Genomic DNA, 15,122 nt, shown 5'->3' with positions numbered 1-15,122 from the left:
CATCATGTGCGGCGTCGGGCTCGATGAGCCCGCGATGAGAGCCTTTGCTTGACTCGTACCGCCCCAAAAGAGAAGCCCGCCCCGGTTTCGGGGCGGGCCGTGGCCGAAGGCTGGCGGGTTTCGCTGGCAGTGCCTTCGGCCGATGTCGGTCGTTACTGGATGATCTGTACCACGCGGCGGGTTTGCGGCTCGACGATGACCGCGCGGTCGTTCACCACGGTGTACGCGTAGCCCGACGCCTGCGGGCCGTATTCCGCCGGCAGGGGGCGATAGACCACGCCCTGTTCCGGCAGGACGGTGCCGACCGCGACCGGCTCGGCATAGGTGTAGGACGGCACGCGCTGCTCGACGACATAGGTGCGGAAGCGCGGGGTCGCCGCATCGCCGACGATGGCGCCGACCACGGCGCCGCCGACACCGCCGACCACGGCACCGACCGGGCCGCCGACCACCGCGCCGCCCACGGCACCGGCCGCCGCGCCGCTGGTCGCGCCGCCGACGGCACCGCCGGAGGGCTGCTGGGTTTGGGCGAAGGCGGTCGCCGGAACGAGGGCGAGCGCCGCTACGAAAGCAAGCTTCTTGATCATGGTTCTTCTCCTTATCGAAGTGAACTTCGCGTCGAAGCGAACTTCGTGGAGCAAGAACTTGCAGGAAGAGCGCCAGTTCCGCTCGGGCCCGGTCACGAGATGTTAACGGTCTGAAACAGGCTCCGGGAAGCCGTTTTATCTCAGTGTCTTGCCGGGGTAACGCGGCGGCCGGGGGAGGGTGAAAGCGCACGCTCGAACGAAAAAAGGCGGGCCCGAAGGCCCGCCGTCACGCAACCCAAAAGAGTGGGGGATTACTGCTTGGGGGCAGCCGAAAGCGCCGGGGTCAGCTTGTCGGCGTCGCGCTTGATCAGGGCGGCGAAGCCGGCCGGCGTGCGCTCCTCGGCGGTCGGCAGGACGGTGCCGAGATCGAGCAGGCGCTTCTTGGTGCCCTCGTCGTTGAGCGCCTTGTTCAGCGCGTCGACCAGCTTGTCGACGGCCTCCTTCGGCAGGCCCTTCGGCCCGGCGATGCCGTTCCAGGCCTCGATCTGGTACTCGGGCAGGCCGGCTTCCTTGGTGGTCGGGACGTCCGGCAGCGCCGGCGAGCGCTGCGCCGAGGCGACGGCATAGGCCTTGATCGAGTTGGCGCGCACCTGCTCGGCGACCGAGACGATCTGGTCGCACATGAAGTCGACCTGGCCGGAGACGAGGTCGTTGAGCGCCGGGCCGGTGCCGCGATAGGCGACGGCATTGATCTTCGGCGTGCCGAGAACGCCCTTGAGCAGGGTGCAGGTCGTCCAGGAGACCGAGCCGAGGCCGGCATGGGCCTCGTTCACCTTGTCGGCGTTGGCCTTCACATAGCTGACGAACCCGTTGAGGTCCTTCGGCTCGAAATTCTTGCGCGCCACGATCAGGATCGGCGTGCCGCCGGCAAGCCCGATCGTCTGCATGCCGTTGATCGGGTCGTATTTCAGGCCGGGATAGGTGGCGGGCGCCGCCGAGAAGGTGCCCAGATGCCCCATCGCGATGGTGTAGCCGTCCGGCGCCGCCGTGAGGGCGCGGGCGATGCCGGTCGTGCCGCCGGCGCCGGCGACGTTCTCGATGACGATCTGCTGGCCGAGCGTCTTCGACATGTTGTCGGCGACGATGCGCGCGATGATGTCGGTGGGGCCGCCGGCCGCGAAGGGCACGATCATCGTGACGGGCTTCGTCGGATAGCCCTGCGCCTGCGCGCCGCCGGCGAAGGCCAGCGCCGCGGTGGCGGCAAGGCCGAGAACGAGCTTCTTCATTGGCATTCCTCCCTGAGATTATTGACGATGAGAGTGGAGGGGTGCCGCCGGGGCGGCAACCCCGTCATTCGGTGAAGACTTCGTCGCGCTTCTTCGAGATCGAGGGCAGCAACGCGACGACGAGCACGAGCACGGCGACGACGAGCAGCCCGGCGGAGATCGGACGCTCCACGAAGGTCACGAACGAGCCGCGGGAGATGATCAGCGCCTGCCTGAGCTTCTCTTCCATCAGCTTGCCGAGCACGAAGCCGAGCAGCATCGGCGCGGGCTCGAAGCCGAGCTTGATCAGCAGATAGCCGAACAGGCCGAACATCGCGGTGAAGGCGACGTCCATCGGCTGGTTGTTCACCGAATAGATGCCGATGCAGCAGAAGATCAGGATCGCCGGGAACATCAGCCGGTAGGGCACCTGCAGCAGCTTCACCCACATGCCGACCAGCGGCAGGTTGATGACGAGCAGCATCAGGTTGCCGATCCACATCGAGGCGATCATGCCCCAGAACAGCTCCGGGTTGCGGGTCATCACCTGCGGGCCGGGGATGATGCCGTGGATCGTCATCGCGCCGACCATCAGCGCCATCACCGCATTCGGCGGGATGCCGAGCGTCAGCAGCGGGATGAAGGCGGTCTGCGCGCCGGCATTGTTGGCCGATTCCGGCCCCGCCACGCCCTCGATCGCGCCCTTGCCGAAACGCGAGGGATCCTTGGCGAGCTTCTTCTCCATCGTATAGCTGGCGAAGGGGCCCAGCACCGCGCCGTTGCCGGGCAGGATGCCGAGAACGCCGCCGATCGCGGTGCCGCGCAGCACCGGCGCCACCGATTGCTTGATGTCGCTCCAGCCGGGCAGGAGCCGGCCGATCTTGGCCTTGACGACGTCGCGCGCCTCGGGGTTCTCGAGGTTGCGCAGCACCTCGGCGAAACCGAACACGCCCATCGCCAGCACTGAGAAGTCGATGCCGTCGGACAGGGCCGGGATGCCGAAGCTCAGCCGTTCCTGGCCGGTCTCGAGATCCGTCCCGACCGTCGAGAGCAGAAGCCCGAGCATGATCATGCAGAAGGCCTTGAGGATGGAGCCGCGCGCCAGCACGACCGCGAAGCACAGGCCCATCACCATCAGCGAGAAATATTCGGCCGGGCCGAACAGCAGCGCCATCTTGGTCAGCGGCGCGCCGAGCGCAGCGATGGCGACCGTGGCGACGCAGCCGGCGACGAAGGAGCCGATGGCGGCGGTGCCGAGCGCGATGCCGGCGCGGCCCTGCTTGGCCATCTGGTGGCCGTCGAGCGTGGTCACCACGGCGGTGGCCTCACCCGGGATGTTGACCAGGATCGCGGTGGTCGAGCCGCCATATTGGGCGCCGTAATAGATGCCGGCGAGCATGATCAACGCGCCGGTCGGATCGAGGCCGAAGGTGATCGGGAGCAGGATCGAGATCGTCGCGATCGGGCCGACACCGGGCAGCACGCCGATCAGGGTGCCGACGAGGCAGCCCACGAAGCACAGCGCGATGTTCTGCATCGTCAGCGCGACGCCGAAGCCGAGCGAGAGGTGGGAAAATGTCTCCATCATCGCTCAAACACCCAGAAGCCAGGGCGCGAGCGGGATCGGCAGGCTCAGCGCGTATTTGAACATGAGGATGCAGGCTGCCGACATCGCCACGGCGAAGATCAGCAATTCCTTGAGTCTGCGGTCATCCGCGGCGAGGCCTGCGAAGAAGACGAGGAGCGGTCCCGAGACGAGCAGCCCCAGCGCCGGGATCCGGATCGGCCCGATCTCGAAGCCGCGGATCGTCAGCGCGAACAGGCAGGCCCCGCCGAGGGCGTAGAAAATGCCCTTCCAGGACCAGCCGCTCAGCTGCTCGCCATTGTAGCGCAGCGACGACAGCACGAGCATGAGCCCAAGGGCGCCGCAGATCACCGCGAAGGCTTTCGGCAGCATGCCGGGGCCGAGCTGGCGCAGCGTTCCGGCCGGCAGCTCCCAGGCGAAGACGAAGGCGATCAGCGCGAGCAGGATCATGAACAGGCCGCCGGCGAGATCCTGCGTCGAGCGCACGCGCAATCCTTGCGCCCGTTCTATCTGGTTCAAACTCATGAAGCTCCTCCGGCTGGCTTATTGGATCCGGGCCGGCCGCTTTTGCGGCTTCGGCGGGGTTGCGTGAGGCAGGACGTGGCGCTCCTCGATCAGCGTCACGCTCTCGCGCAGGATCGCGAGAAAATCGTCCCGGGACGGCAGCTTCTGCTGCGGCCGCCAGGCGACGCCGACCAGCGCGCCGGGCGGCGGCGGGTCGAGCATCGCGCCGCGCAGCCGCCGCAGTGTCACGCCGGGAAAGGTCAGTCGCGAAACCCAGTCGGGCGCGAGCGCCATGCCGAGCCCAGCCGCGACGGCCGACATCATCGCCGGCTTTTCGGTCGCCTCGATGGTGACGTTGGGAACGGCGCCGACGCTCTCGAAATAGGCCATCACGAGATCGTAGGCATAAGGCCGGATGCGCTTCGAGGGCACGACGAAGGGCTCGCCCACGAGGTCGTGCATGGTCAGGTGGTCACGCGCCGCGAGCGGATGGTCTTCGCCGAGCACCACGATCGGGCGCTCGACCCGCAGGATCTCGAAGGCGCAGTCGGTCGGCTTGCGCGGCGGGCGCACCAGGGCGAGGTCGAGCTTGCCGGCTTCCAGCATCTGTACCAGCGCGGCGGTCATCGCCTCGACGAACTTGATCTCGGTGCCGGGGAAGCGCTTGCGGAAGGTCATCAGCGCCTCCGGCAGGAAGCTCGACGACGCCGCGTCGATCGCGCCTACGCGCAGCACCTTGCCCGACGCCAGCGAGGCTTCCCGCACCGCGCGCGAGGCCTGCTCCATCTTGACGAGGATGCCCTTGGCCTCCTCGAGCATGATCAGCCCGGCGCGGGTGAGCGCGACCTGCCGGGTGGTGCGGGTCAGGAGGTTGACGCCGAGCTCGTCCTCGAGCGCGCTGATCTGGCGGGAAAGGGCCGGGGGAGCCACGCCGAGACGCTCGGCCGCGCGACCGAAATGCAACTCTTCCGCCACCGCGATGAAGCACCGCAGTTGCCGTACATCCATGGTCGTCCCCTGTTCCCCGTATCGCTTGTCGCGATATCTCAGTCAGTAGGGCGGGCCAATATAGTCTCCAGCCGACAAGTCGACTCTAGAACAATTCATAATTTTTTGGCAATAAAGCCTTTGGTCTCAAGCTGGGCGCGTGCGCCTCGCCCGGAACAGCCTGCCGTCGATCAGCGCGAGCCCGGCGGCGATGGCCGCCATTCCCAGGAAATGCCGCGGCAGCAGGGCTTCGCCGAGAAAGGTCGCGCCGAGCAGAATGGCGCTGACCGGGACGAGGAACGTCACCAGCATGACATTGGTGCCGCCGGCGCGGCGCATGACCCGGAAGAAGATGACGTAGGCGAGCGCCGTCGAGAGGATCGCGAGCCCGACGAGCGAGAATACAACGGGGGTGCTGGGAGCGGGCAGCAGCCAGGGCGGGTCGAAGGCGATCACCAGCGGAATGGTCATCACGGTGGTGGCGCTGACCTGTCCGGTTGCCGTGACCAGCGGGGGCAGCTCGCGAAAGCGCCGGCCGTACAAGCCGGCGAAGCCATAGGAGAGCGCGGCGGCAAGGCAGGCAAGCTGGGGCAGCAGCGCTCCCGAGACGCCGCCAACCGCGTCGGGGCCCATCAGGATCGCGACGCCGACGATGCCGGCGGCGACCCCGGCGATCTTCAGGCCGCTCGCCTTCTCGTCCTGCCCGAAGACATGGGCGACGACGACGCCGAAGAGCGGGGTCGTGGCGTTGAGGATCGAGGCCAGCCCGCTGGCGATCTGGGTCTGGCCCCAGAAAATCAGCCCGAACGGAATCAGATTGTTGAGCAGCCCCATGCCGAAGAAGGCGAGCCACATCCGCCCGCCGACGCGCATCGACAGTCCCGATAGCCTGACGACCAGCAGCAATGTGGCCGCCGCCAGCCCGACCCGCGCGAGCACCACCGCCAGCGGTGGCCATTCCGAGACGGCGATCTTCCCGAAGAAGAACGACCCGCCCCAGAGCAGCGAGAGCAGGATCAGCAGCAGCCAGTCGCCGAGATCCATGACGGGCTGCTTGGATGGGGCGGACATGGGAGGCCTGTGGTTAGGAGGAACTGGGCACGGCGCCTGGCCTCGCCGGAAATCCGCCGTCATTCCGGACGGGCCGCGTAGCGGCGCCGATCCGGAATCCATCGTAGAACGCAGCGCTCGACGATGGATTCCGGGTCAAGCCCGGAATGACGGTGCGCTTCCGTCAAAGGTGGCTTGGTCTAGGCGGATGCCGCCGCCCGCTCCACCCGTTTCCTGTGTTCGGGCCTTTGTTCAGGCGGCTTCGGCGTCGCGCGCCTGCCACATCGCCTGGAAAGCCGGCCGCGCCTGGCAGGCCTCGAGCCAGGCCTTCACGTTCGGATGGGCGTCGAAGAGCTGCGTGGCGGGCCTCGCATAGCGGATGACCTCGGCGACGTTGATGTCGGCGACGGTGAACCGCTCGCCCATGACATGGCCCTTGCCCTCGACCAGCGTGCGGTCGAGCACGGCGAAGGGGGCGGCCAGCGTCGCGAGCGCCGCTTCGACCACCTCAGGTTTGCGCTTCTCGGGCGGGAAAGCGGCGAGGTGCTGCTGCAGGCTGAGCGCATGCGTCTCGCATTCGGTCGCCGCCCAGAGCGCCCACATGACGGCGAGCCCTTCTTCCTGCGCGTCCTTCGGCGCCAGCGGCCCGCCGTGCTTGCGGGCGAGGTAGAGGTTGATCGCCAGCGATTCGTGCAGCTTGAAGCCGTCATCGTCGATGCTGGGGATATGGCCGTTCGGATTGACCTTCAGGAAGTCGGGGCTGCGTGTGTGCAGCGGCACGCCGGGTGCCTGCGGGTCGGCGAGGCGATAGGCCTGGATGACCGGCACATGCCGGAACGGCAGTCCGAGCTCGTTGGCGAGCCAGATGACGCGCGTCGCGCGCGAGCGGTAGCAGCCATAGATCGTCAGGGTCATCGCATGGGGTCCGGCGTCGGAGAAGAGTGCGGCGGCAGCGGCGGCTGGCCGCCGATTCCGTCCCGGCCACCATAGTCGCCGCCCCCCTCCCGACCAAGGCCCGAGATCGATGCTGCATCGCCAAAAAAACGTTTGACGACGAGGCGTTGCGGGTGCATGTGGCCAGCCGTCGCCGGCTCCCGCAGCCGGCACTCACAGGACAACCAGACCCGATGCCCGACGACAGTCCCAGTCGACAGTCGAAGCCGTCTGCTGCCGCCTCGCGCGGCTGATCCGGGTCCCCGGCTCAGCCTTGCGATCGGTGCCGACGGCCGATCGCCAGGAATAAGAGCCATGAACGAGATCGAACTCGCCCCCGACCTGCTGTCGGTCGTCGTCGCCAGGACTCTGGCGGAAGAGCATGTCGCCGACATCGTCGAGACGCTCAACGAGCAGGACAGCGCGACCATCGCGCATATCCTGCAGGAATTGCCGTTCGAGCGCGCCGTGGAGGTGCTCGACCAGCCGGAGCTGGCCGACGCCGCCGAGGCGCTGGCATTGCTGCCGGAGGACCGTGCCGGGGCCTTCCTCACGGCCATGTCGGCCGACCGCGCCGCCGACGTCTTCCAGGACTTCGACGACGAGACCCGGCAGCGCCTGAGCGCACGCCTCGACCGCCAGACCCGCACCGATCTCGGCAAGCTGCTGGCCTATCCCGAGCACAGCGCCGGCTCGATCATGACGACCGAGTTCGTCAGCGTGCCGTCGACCTGGACGGTGCAGCAGACGCTCGACTACATCCGCCGCGTCGAGCGCTCGCGCGAGACCGTCTATGCGATCTACGTGCTCGATCCGGCGACGAAGAAGCTCGTCCGCGCCGTCTCGCTGCGCCGGCTGATCAGCGGCGACCCTGCCGCGCCCGTCGAGTCGGTCGTGCCGGCGCACAAGCCCATCACGGTGACGCCTGAGGTCGATCGCGAGGATGTCGCGCGGCTGATCACGAAATACGACCTGCTCTCGGTCCCCGTCGTCGATGCCGAAGACCGCATCATCGGCATCGTCACCTTCGACGACGTCATCGACGCGATGATCGCGGAGACGACGGAGGACGTGCAGAAGCTCGGCGGCATGGAGGCACTCGACGAGCCCTATAACGAGATCGGCTTCCTCGCGATGATCCGCAAGCGCGCCGGCTGGCTCTCGATCCTGCTGCTCGGCGAGATGCTGACCGCCTCGGCCATGCAGTTCTTCCAGACGGAGCTGGAGAAGGCGATCGTGCTGACGCTGTTCATCCCGCTGATCATGAGCTCGGGCGGCAATTCCGGCTCGCAGGCGACCTCGCTGATCATCCGGGCGCTGGCGCTGCGCGAGATCACGCTGAAGGACTGGTGGCGGGTCATCCTGCGGGAGTTGCCCTCGGGCCTCGTGCTGGGCTCGATCCTCGGCGCGATCGGCATCGTCCGCATCGCGCTCTGGCAATGGCTCGGCTTCTACGATTACGGGCCGCATTGGATGCTGATCGCGGCGACGGTCGGCGGCGCGCTGATCGGCATCGTCACCTTCGGCTCGATGATGGGCTCGATGCTGCCCTTCCTGCTGAAGCGGGCCGGCTTCGACCCGGCCAGCGCCTCGGCGCCGCTGGTGGCGACGCTGGTCGATGTCACCGGCCTCGTCATCTATTTCGGCGTGGCGGCGCTGATCCTGAGCGGGACCTTGCTCTGACCGGGCCGTTTCGTCAGGCGTCGTCGCCGCTGGCGACGACGCGGTTCCGCCCCCGCTGCTTGGCCGCATAGAGCGCCATGTCCGCGGCCCGCAGGAGGTCGAGCCAGATGGCCGGGCGGGCCGCCGTCATCGCGGTGCCGAGGCTGGCGGTCAGGGCGATCAGGCCCCCGTCCGGCAAGACGAACGGCTCGCTGGCCACGATCTGTCGCAGCCGCTCGGCGACAGAGGCGATCGTTTCGGGCGATTGTCCGGTGACGATGATCGCGAATTCCTCGCCGCCGAAGCGGGCCAGCACGTCCTCCTCGCGCAGCGCGCCACGCAGGCGTTGCGCCGTGCTGCGCAGCACGGCGTCGCCGGCGGCGTGCCCGTAGCGGTCGTTGACGCCCTTGAAATGATCGAGATCGAGCAGGATCAGCGCGACCGGAGCCGCCGCGCTCGCCAGTTGCGGGACCAGCCTTTCGAGCGCGCCGCGGTTGAGGACGTCGGTCAGCCCGTCGGTATCGGCCTGTCGCCTGAGCTGCTGTTCGAGCCGCGCGCGCTCCTCGTCCAGCCGGTCGCGCTCGATCAGCTTGGCGCGAAGGGTGACGAGGGCATCGAACAGTCCGCGCATCTCGCCGCGCAGCCCGGGTCCGGCGACGGCCGGCTCCAGCCGTCCTTCGGCGAGACGGATGACCTCTTGGCGAGCCAGCAGCAGGGGGCGGAAGAACAGGTGCTGTCCGGCGAGCAGGAGCAGCAGCTCGACCGTCAGGGCCAGCCCGGTCGCGGCCGAGGCGTAGACAAGAGCTTCTTCGGCAACGTCGCGGCGCGCCTCCAGCTCGCGGATCGTCATCGCGAGATAGGCTTCGCGCAGCTCTTCGATCGGCTTGAAGCTGGGCACGATCATGCGCGTGAAGCTTGCCGTGGTGAGGTCCGCTTGGCCGGCATCGAGCTGCGCCCGCGTCGAATCGATCAGCAGCAAACCGTCCCGGATGAAGGCATGGGCGGTGTCCTGGCTGGCCCGCACCACCTGCTCCGTGCCGCTGGTGACGATCTGCTGCTGGATGTTCTCCCAGAGCTGCCAGACGCGCCCCCGGGTCGCCTCGAAGGCGGCGCGTTGTTCGGGCGTCATCGGGCGACCCTGGGCGATCACGATCACGATGTAGGACCCGAGCCGGCCGGCATAGTCGCGCAGCTCGCCGATCATGCGCGCCGTCATGGCCCTGCCGACCAGATTCGAATCGTCCTTCAGCAGCGCGGTCATCGCCGTGTCCAGGAGGGGCTGCGTCAGGTCGTAGGTGGCGAACATGCCCTGGATCGCCCGTTCGACGGCCGCAGGGGCGCGTTCCGGCTGAGGCCGGTTGAGAAGCGCATCGACCTCGGCACGGGTTCGACGAAGCTGGTCCTGCAAGTCCGCGACCGAAGCTGAGAACGCCGGAGAGGAGGCGAGCCCGGCAAGGGCCGCGTCAGTCGCCTGACGAGCGAGCGCGAAGCCGCCCGCCCGCGCGCCGTCGCCGACGGTGATCCGGCCGAGCGCGGCATTGGTCGGCCGGCGTTCGACCGACACGCGGTTTGCCGCATCGAGCACCGCGCGGAAGGCGATCAGCCGGGCGAGGCCGAGTTCGCTGTTGTGGAAGGTCCGGTAATAGCCGGACAGGACATTGGTCCCCCAGCCCCGCCGAGCAGAGCAGGATGATCGCCACGGCACCCAGGAAATACGGGTTGAGCGCCGTGCCACGCAGGCCGGAGAAACGCATCGGTCGTGACTCGGGGAAAGCTGCTCGCGACGTGGCAAGACTGCCGCTGCGGCAGTTCGCGCTAAAGCCCGGTCGAATGCGGTAAAAATGTGGCGAGCAGGCGATTTTCGGCCTGCCGGGCCGCTCAGCTCGCCAGCACGCGCTGCGGCGGGAAGGTGATCTCGACCAGCGTGCCTTCCTTCTTGACGCTGGTGATCGACATCGCAGCGCGGTTGGCCTCGACCAGCGCCTTGGTCAGCGGCAGGCCGAGCCCCGTGCCGCCGGCGCGGCGCGTCGTCGGCACCTGACGGAAGGGCTCAAGCGCGAGCTTCAACTCGTCGTCGTCCATGCCGATGCCGGTGTCGCGCACCCGCAGGATCGCTTCGCCCTGGTCGCCGAGCGCCGTCGAGATGATGACCTGCCCGCCGGCATCGGTGAACTTCACCGCGTTGGAGAGCAGGTTGATCGCGATCTGGCGGATCGAGCGCTCGTCGGCGACGACCGGCGGCAGCTTCGGCGAGAGGCCCGAGCGCAGCACCACACGCCCGCGCTGCGCTTCCGGCTGGAGCAGGGCTACGGTCGAGAGCGCGATCTCGTTCAGGTTGACGCTGACGAAGTCGAGATCGAGCTTGCCGGCCTCGATCTTGGCGAGGTCGAGCAGGTCGTTGACCAGGCTGATGACGTAGCCGCCCGACTGGTGGATGTCGCGCAGATATTCCTTGTAGCGCTCATTGGCGATCGGCCCGAAGCGCTCCTCGGCCATCACCTCGGCGAAGCCGATGATGGCATTGAGCGGCGTCCTGATCTCATGGCTGATCTTGGCGAGCACATCGGATTTCTGCGCGCTCGCCATCTCCGCCGCCTTGCGCGCATCGACGAGCTCGCCCTCGGTCTTCTTCCAGGCGGTGATGTCGCGCAGCACGGCGCAGAAGCGCGGCTCGGCGCCATGCGCGATCTGGCCCATGGTCATGAAGAGCGGGATCTTGCCGCCCTGCCGCACCCGGCCGACCACCTCGCGCCCATCGTTGAGCACCGAGGCGACGCCGCCGCCTTTCAGCCCTTCAAGATAGTCGAGCGCCGGCGCATGGCTCTCGGCCGAGAACAGCAGCGTGAACAGCTCGCCCGTCACCTCGCGCTGGTCGTAGCCGAACAGCGCCTCGGCCGCCTTGTTGAGGGAGAGGATGCGACCGCGATCGTCGACCGTGACCACGCCGTCGGTTGCGGTGTCGAGCATGGCGGTGAGCTCGGCGATGCGGCCGTCGCGCGCCTCGGCATCGAGCCTGAGCGCCTCGACGCGCGCGGCCGATTCGGCTTCCTCGGCGGCGAATTCGGCCGCGAGCTCGGCTTCCTCGGCCTCCTCCGGCGTCATCACCGGCGCTTCGCCGCCGCCGCTGTCGGGGTGGCGGAAGGCCATCAACGTTGCCGGCGCGTCGAGCCAGTTCACGCTGGAGAGCACGGCATCGACGCTGACGAGATGGCCGGTCCGGTCGATCAGGGTCATTGCCCCGCCGCCGCTGCGCGAGGCCTCCTTGATCAGACGGCTGACGCCGCCGGCCTTCAGGTCGGCGAGATCGGCGTAGTCCAGCAGGTCGAGCAAGGTGCGGTTGGCATAGAGCGCGTCTTCGCCGCGATTGACCAGCACGGCCACCGGCAGCCGGTCGAGCACCTCGGCGTGAGAGTTGCGCTGGCGTGCGGGGGCGATCGCCGGCTCGGGCGCCAGGGGGGCGGCAGGAGCGGGCGCTTCCGCTTCGGCCTCCTTCACCCGCAGCGGCGCGACCGGCGGCAGGCGCGGTGCATCGTTGGTCTCATCGTCGGCGAGCCGTGCGCCGAGCGCCTTGGCGATCTCGCGGAAGGCATTGCGCTCGGCCGAGCTGAGATGGGCCTTGGACGGCTCGAGGACAGGCCGGATCGCCGCGTGCTGTCCGTTGCGCAAAGGCACGATGTTGGCGGCCGGCGCGACGACGGGCGATGCCGGCTCCTCGGGCGCGTCGCGGCGGTCAGCGGGTTGGACCTTTGGCTCTTCCGCGGCGATATCCGGCTGGGCGGGCTCCGGCTGCTGCGAGACGGGCGGCGGGGCGTCGGTGGAACCGGCCTCGTGATGCCGTGCCGATGAGGGCTCTTCCCGTGCCGGCTTGTCATCGGAGGCGGGCTCCGGATGAGAAGCCATTTCGCCGGTCGTGACCGCGTCGGTGTCGGCGATAGACGATGCCTCTTCGGGGGACACCTCGTCCCGCACCGTCGGTGTCCCGATCGTGGCCGCTTGGTCCATGGGGGCCGGACCGACCTCGACGGCATCGTCCTGCGCTACCGGCTCTTCGCTCACCGGGAACGGCTCCGGCGCGTTCAATCGGGCGATGCCGAAGCCGCGGAACCCGGCGAACTGTCTGTTGGCGCCGAGCACGGGCACGCCGGAAAGCTCGACCGGCACGGCCTCGCCCGGCGTCTCGCTCCGCCACAGGACGGTATGGCCGCTCCAGGTCGCCTGCGTGGCGAGGCGTTCCCGCAACCCGCCGCTGCGGTCTATGAAATGGCTGCCGGCCAGATCGTCCCAGCGTTGGCCGACCAGCTGCGCGGCGGCGGCTGCGCCGGTCAGGGCTGCAATGTCCCCGGACAGCTTGGTCAGCCGCCCATCCGCGTCGCTCTGCCAGAGGAAGCGAACCGTGGCCGGACGCGCGGGGGCGGGCTCGGCGGAGGGCGCAATGGCCGCAGGTGCAGAAACCAGGGAAGGAGAGGAAGCGGGAGGCGCATCCACCGGAGGCGGCACGGCCACGCCGAGCCGGCGCAGTTCGGAGGCCGGAATGGCGATGGCGAGCACGGTGCCGGCATCGGCCAATGTCAGCAGTTTGCAGCCGCAGGTGACGGGAAAAGCCGCGAAGCTGGCGGTCAATCGCAGCCGCTCCAGCCGGATGCCAGCGGTCGAGGCGAGGCCGCCCGCGAGCAGGAAAAGACGCTGGCGCGTCGGTGCCGGCAGCGACACCGCCGAAGGGGTGGCACCGAGCAGGGCTTGTCCCGCGGGATTGATGAAGCCCGGCCGTTCGGCCGCGGCATCCCACAGGATCAGCGCGCCGCCGGCGGCAAAGGCCGTGAGCGCGGGGTCTTCACCCGCCGCCACGCCCCATCGCGCCCAGTCCTGTCCGGCTTCGCTCATCCTGGTCCGCTCGTTCGATCCGACTCTTTATGGCTAACAAATCTTTAATAGCTTCCAAACGTCGGCGAATCCATGGAACCAAAGATTGCTCTCCCGCTTCTCTTCCAAACAGCGTTAACGTAGCCGGGCGCAGCTGCTGTCGCGTCGTTGTCATCGCACGGCAACAATGATATTGCAGTGCACAATGAATTAGAGGTTCGGTTGTAACAGGAGGATCCCCATGGACGGCAAGCTTCCCTACGAGATACCGGCAGAGATGCGCGACTTCGCGGAACGCAGCGTAGAGCAGGCGCGCAAGGCTTTCGACGGCTTCATCGGCGCCGCGCAGAAGGCTGTGGATAGCGCGCATGGCTCGGCCGAAAACGCCCGCGTCAACACCCAGGAAGCGACGCGCAAGGCGATCTCCTACGCCGAGAACAACGTCGCGGCGGCTTTCGAACTCGCCCAGAAGTTGGTGAAGTCGAAGGATCTGACCGAGGTGATGCAGCACCAGTCCGATTTCCTGAAGGCGCAGATGGCGACCCTCCAGAGCCAGCTCAAGGAAATGGGCGCCGCCGCCCAGGACGTCGCCACCAAGGCGGCCGAAAGCGTCAGCAAGGCCACCAAGGGCCGCTGAGCCCTTTTGAAGGCTGCCGTTTCGGCGGCGGCTCCGACGAGCGACCGGCCGGGCAGGGTGCCCGGCTTCTGCCTGCCAGCCGTTGAAGGAGAGCCGTGATGGCCAAGCCGCCTCCGACCCGGACCACCGCCAGAGCTCCGGTCAGCCTGCCTTCCGTCAAAGCCTTGTCCTCGGCACCGGCCGAGGCGAAAGCCGCGCCGCCCGCACCCGCTGCCCCGCAGCCCGTGCCGGTAGCCGTGGCTGCAAAGCCGGTTCCTCCGGTCGCCGTAACGCCCTCTCCGGTACCGCCGGCCAAGCCTGTTCCTCCGGTCGCCTCGAAGCCCGCGCCGGCAGCCCTGGCGGCCAAGCCCGTTTCTCCGGTTGCGGCGGCGCCTGCGCCGATACAGCCGGCGCCAGTGGCCGTGAAGGCTGTTCCTTCCGCCCCGGCGGCAAAAGCTGTGATCGCCACTCCGGCAACCGCCGCCAAGCCGGCGCCGGCGAAGGCGCCCGGCAAGTCGCCCAGGAAGGTGGCTTCGGCCAAGCTGCGGATCGAGAAGCCCGTGACGAAGGTCGTCGCGCCGAAGAAGCCGATGGCTGCCGCGCCGGTACCGAAAGCTGTCGAGGCCAAGCCTGCCCCGTTCAAGCCGGCCCAGCTCAAGCCCGTCGCCGCCAAGCCTGTCGAGCAGCCGAAGCCGGCTGCGAAGGTGGAGGTGCCGCTCAAGCCTGTGCCGGCCGCCGCCGCGCCGCAGGCACCCTCTGCCTCTGCCAAGGCGCCTGTGAAGCCCGTCTCGCTCGATTCGCTGCCGCTGCCGCGCCCGCCGGAATTCGCCGCGGTCACGGCCGAGACCGTGATGAGCCAGGCTCTCACCATGGCCCGGGCCTTCGGCGCGCTGCAGGCGAAGGTGCTCGACCACGCCTGCGCCGAGCTGAAGGCGACGCTGGGCGACGCCGAGAAGATGGCGCGCACCGAAAGCGCTTCCGAGGCGATCACGCTTCAGGCGAAGGCGGTCCGCCGCAGCTACGAATCCTATGCCGAGCACCTGAAGGAGCTTGCGCGCATCGCCAACGCGGCTTTGCGCAAGGACTGAAGGCGCGGATGGCGGCTCTGACTGGCCTGCCGCGCCGGCAGCCGG

Annotated in this window: 12 protein-coding genes; 3 read left to right on the top strand and 9 right to left on the bottom strand. The window is 68.4% G+C overall.

Annotation, left to right across the window (positions count from 1 at the left end):
- Positions 1–152: 152 nt before the first annotated feature.
- The 7 genes from AB6806_RS28790 to AB6806_RS28760 form a co-directional block, all read right to left on the bottom strand.
- Positions 153–587: a DUF1236 domain-containing protein gene (locus AB6806_RS28790; RefSeq protein ID WP_038361013.1), complete on the bottom strand. Its 435-nt coding sequence runs from the start codon at positions 585–587 to the stop codon at positions 153–155.
- 251 nt (positions 588–838) lie between these two features.
- Positions 839–1,813, bottom strand: a complete 975-nt coding sequence (locus AB6806_RS28785; protein ID WP_051987700.1) for a tripartite tricarboxylate transporter substrate-binding protein — start codon at positions 1,811–1,813, stop codon at positions 839–841.
- Between the two features lie 64 nt (positions 1,814–1,877).
- Entirely contained in the window at positions 1,878–3,380 is a 1,503-nt protein-coding gene (locus AB6806_RS28780; RefSeq protein ID WP_113253330.1) for a tripartite tricarboxylate transporter permease, read from the bottom strand.
- A gap of 3 nt (positions 3,381–3,383) precedes the next feature.
- Positions 3,384–3,902, bottom strand: a complete 519-nt coding sequence (locus AB6806_RS28775) for a tripartite tricarboxylate transporter TctB family protein (RefSeq protein WP_191125233.1) — start codon at positions 3,900–3,902, stop codon at positions 3,384–3,386.
- An 18-nt stretch (positions 3,903–3,920) separates the two neighbouring features.
- Complete coding sequence (locus tag AB6806_RS28770) at positions 3,921–4,889, bottom strand: LysR family transcriptional regulator (RefSeq protein ID WP_051987702.1); 969 nt, start codon at positions 4,887–4,889, stop codon at positions 3,921–3,923.
- Between the two features lie 126 nt (positions 4,890–5,015).
- A complete protein-coding gene (locus tag AB6806_RS28765; protein ID WP_248312678.1) occupies positions 5,016–5,939 on the bottom strand; it encodes a DMT family transporter in 924 nt (307 codons plus the stop codon).
- 231 nt (positions 5,940–6,170) lie between these two features.
- Positions 6,171–6,833, bottom strand: coding sequence for a glutathione S-transferase family protein (locus tag AB6806_RS28760; RefSeq protein ID WP_038361025.1), 663 nt, complete (start codon positions 6,831–6,833; stop codon positions 6,171–6,173).
- Between the two features lie 333 nt (positions 6,834–7,166).
- Here AB6806_RS28760 and mgtE point away from each other — a divergent pair, with 333 nt between their 5' ends.
- The gene (gene mgtE / locus AB6806_RS28755; RefSeq protein ID WP_038361028.1) at positions 7,167–8,534 is read left to right on the top strand and encodes a magnesium transporter; all 1,368 of its coding nucleotides are present in this window, start codon (positions 7,167–7,169) and stop codon (positions 8,532–8,534) included.
- A gap of 13 nt (positions 8,535–8,547) precedes the next feature.
- Here mgtE and AB6806_RS28750 read toward each other — a convergent pair whose 3' ends face one another.
- Positions 8,548–10,218, bottom strand: a complete 1,671-nt coding sequence (locus AB6806_RS28750) for a GGDEF domain-containing protein (protein ID WP_370956360.1) — start codon at positions 10,216–10,218, stop codon at positions 8,548–8,550.
- Between the two features lie 173 nt (positions 10,219–10,391).
- Positions 10,392–13,394, bottom strand: coding sequence for a PAS domain-containing sensor histidine kinase (locus AB6806_RS28745; RefSeq protein WP_370956359.1), 3,003 nt, complete (start codon positions 13,392–13,394; stop codon positions 10,392–10,394).
- Positions 13,395–13,614: 220 nt separating this feature from the next.
- Between AB6806_RS28745 and AB6806_RS28740 the strand changes: the two genes are divergently transcribed.
- Positions 13,615–14,010, top strand: coding sequence for a phasin (locus AB6806_RS28740; protein ID WP_038361033.1), 396 nt, complete (start codon positions 13,615–13,617; stop codon positions 14,008–14,010).
- A 98-nt stretch (positions 14,011–14,108) separates the two neighbouring features.
- A complete protein-coding gene (locus AB6806_RS28735; RefSeq protein ID WP_142020169.1) occupies positions 14,109–15,077 on the top strand; it encodes a phasin family protein in 969 nt (322 codons plus the stop codon).
- Positions 15,078–15,122 lie beyond the last annotated feature (45 nt).

It is taken from the genome of Allobosea sp. RCC_152_1 (assembly GCF_041360765.1).
Classification (GTDB): domain Bacteria; phylum Pseudomonadota; class Alphaproteobacteria; order Rhizobiales; family Beijerinckiaceae; genus Allobosea; species Allobosea spartocytisi.
This window is presented reverse-complemented; position numbering and strand designations above follow the sequence as displayed.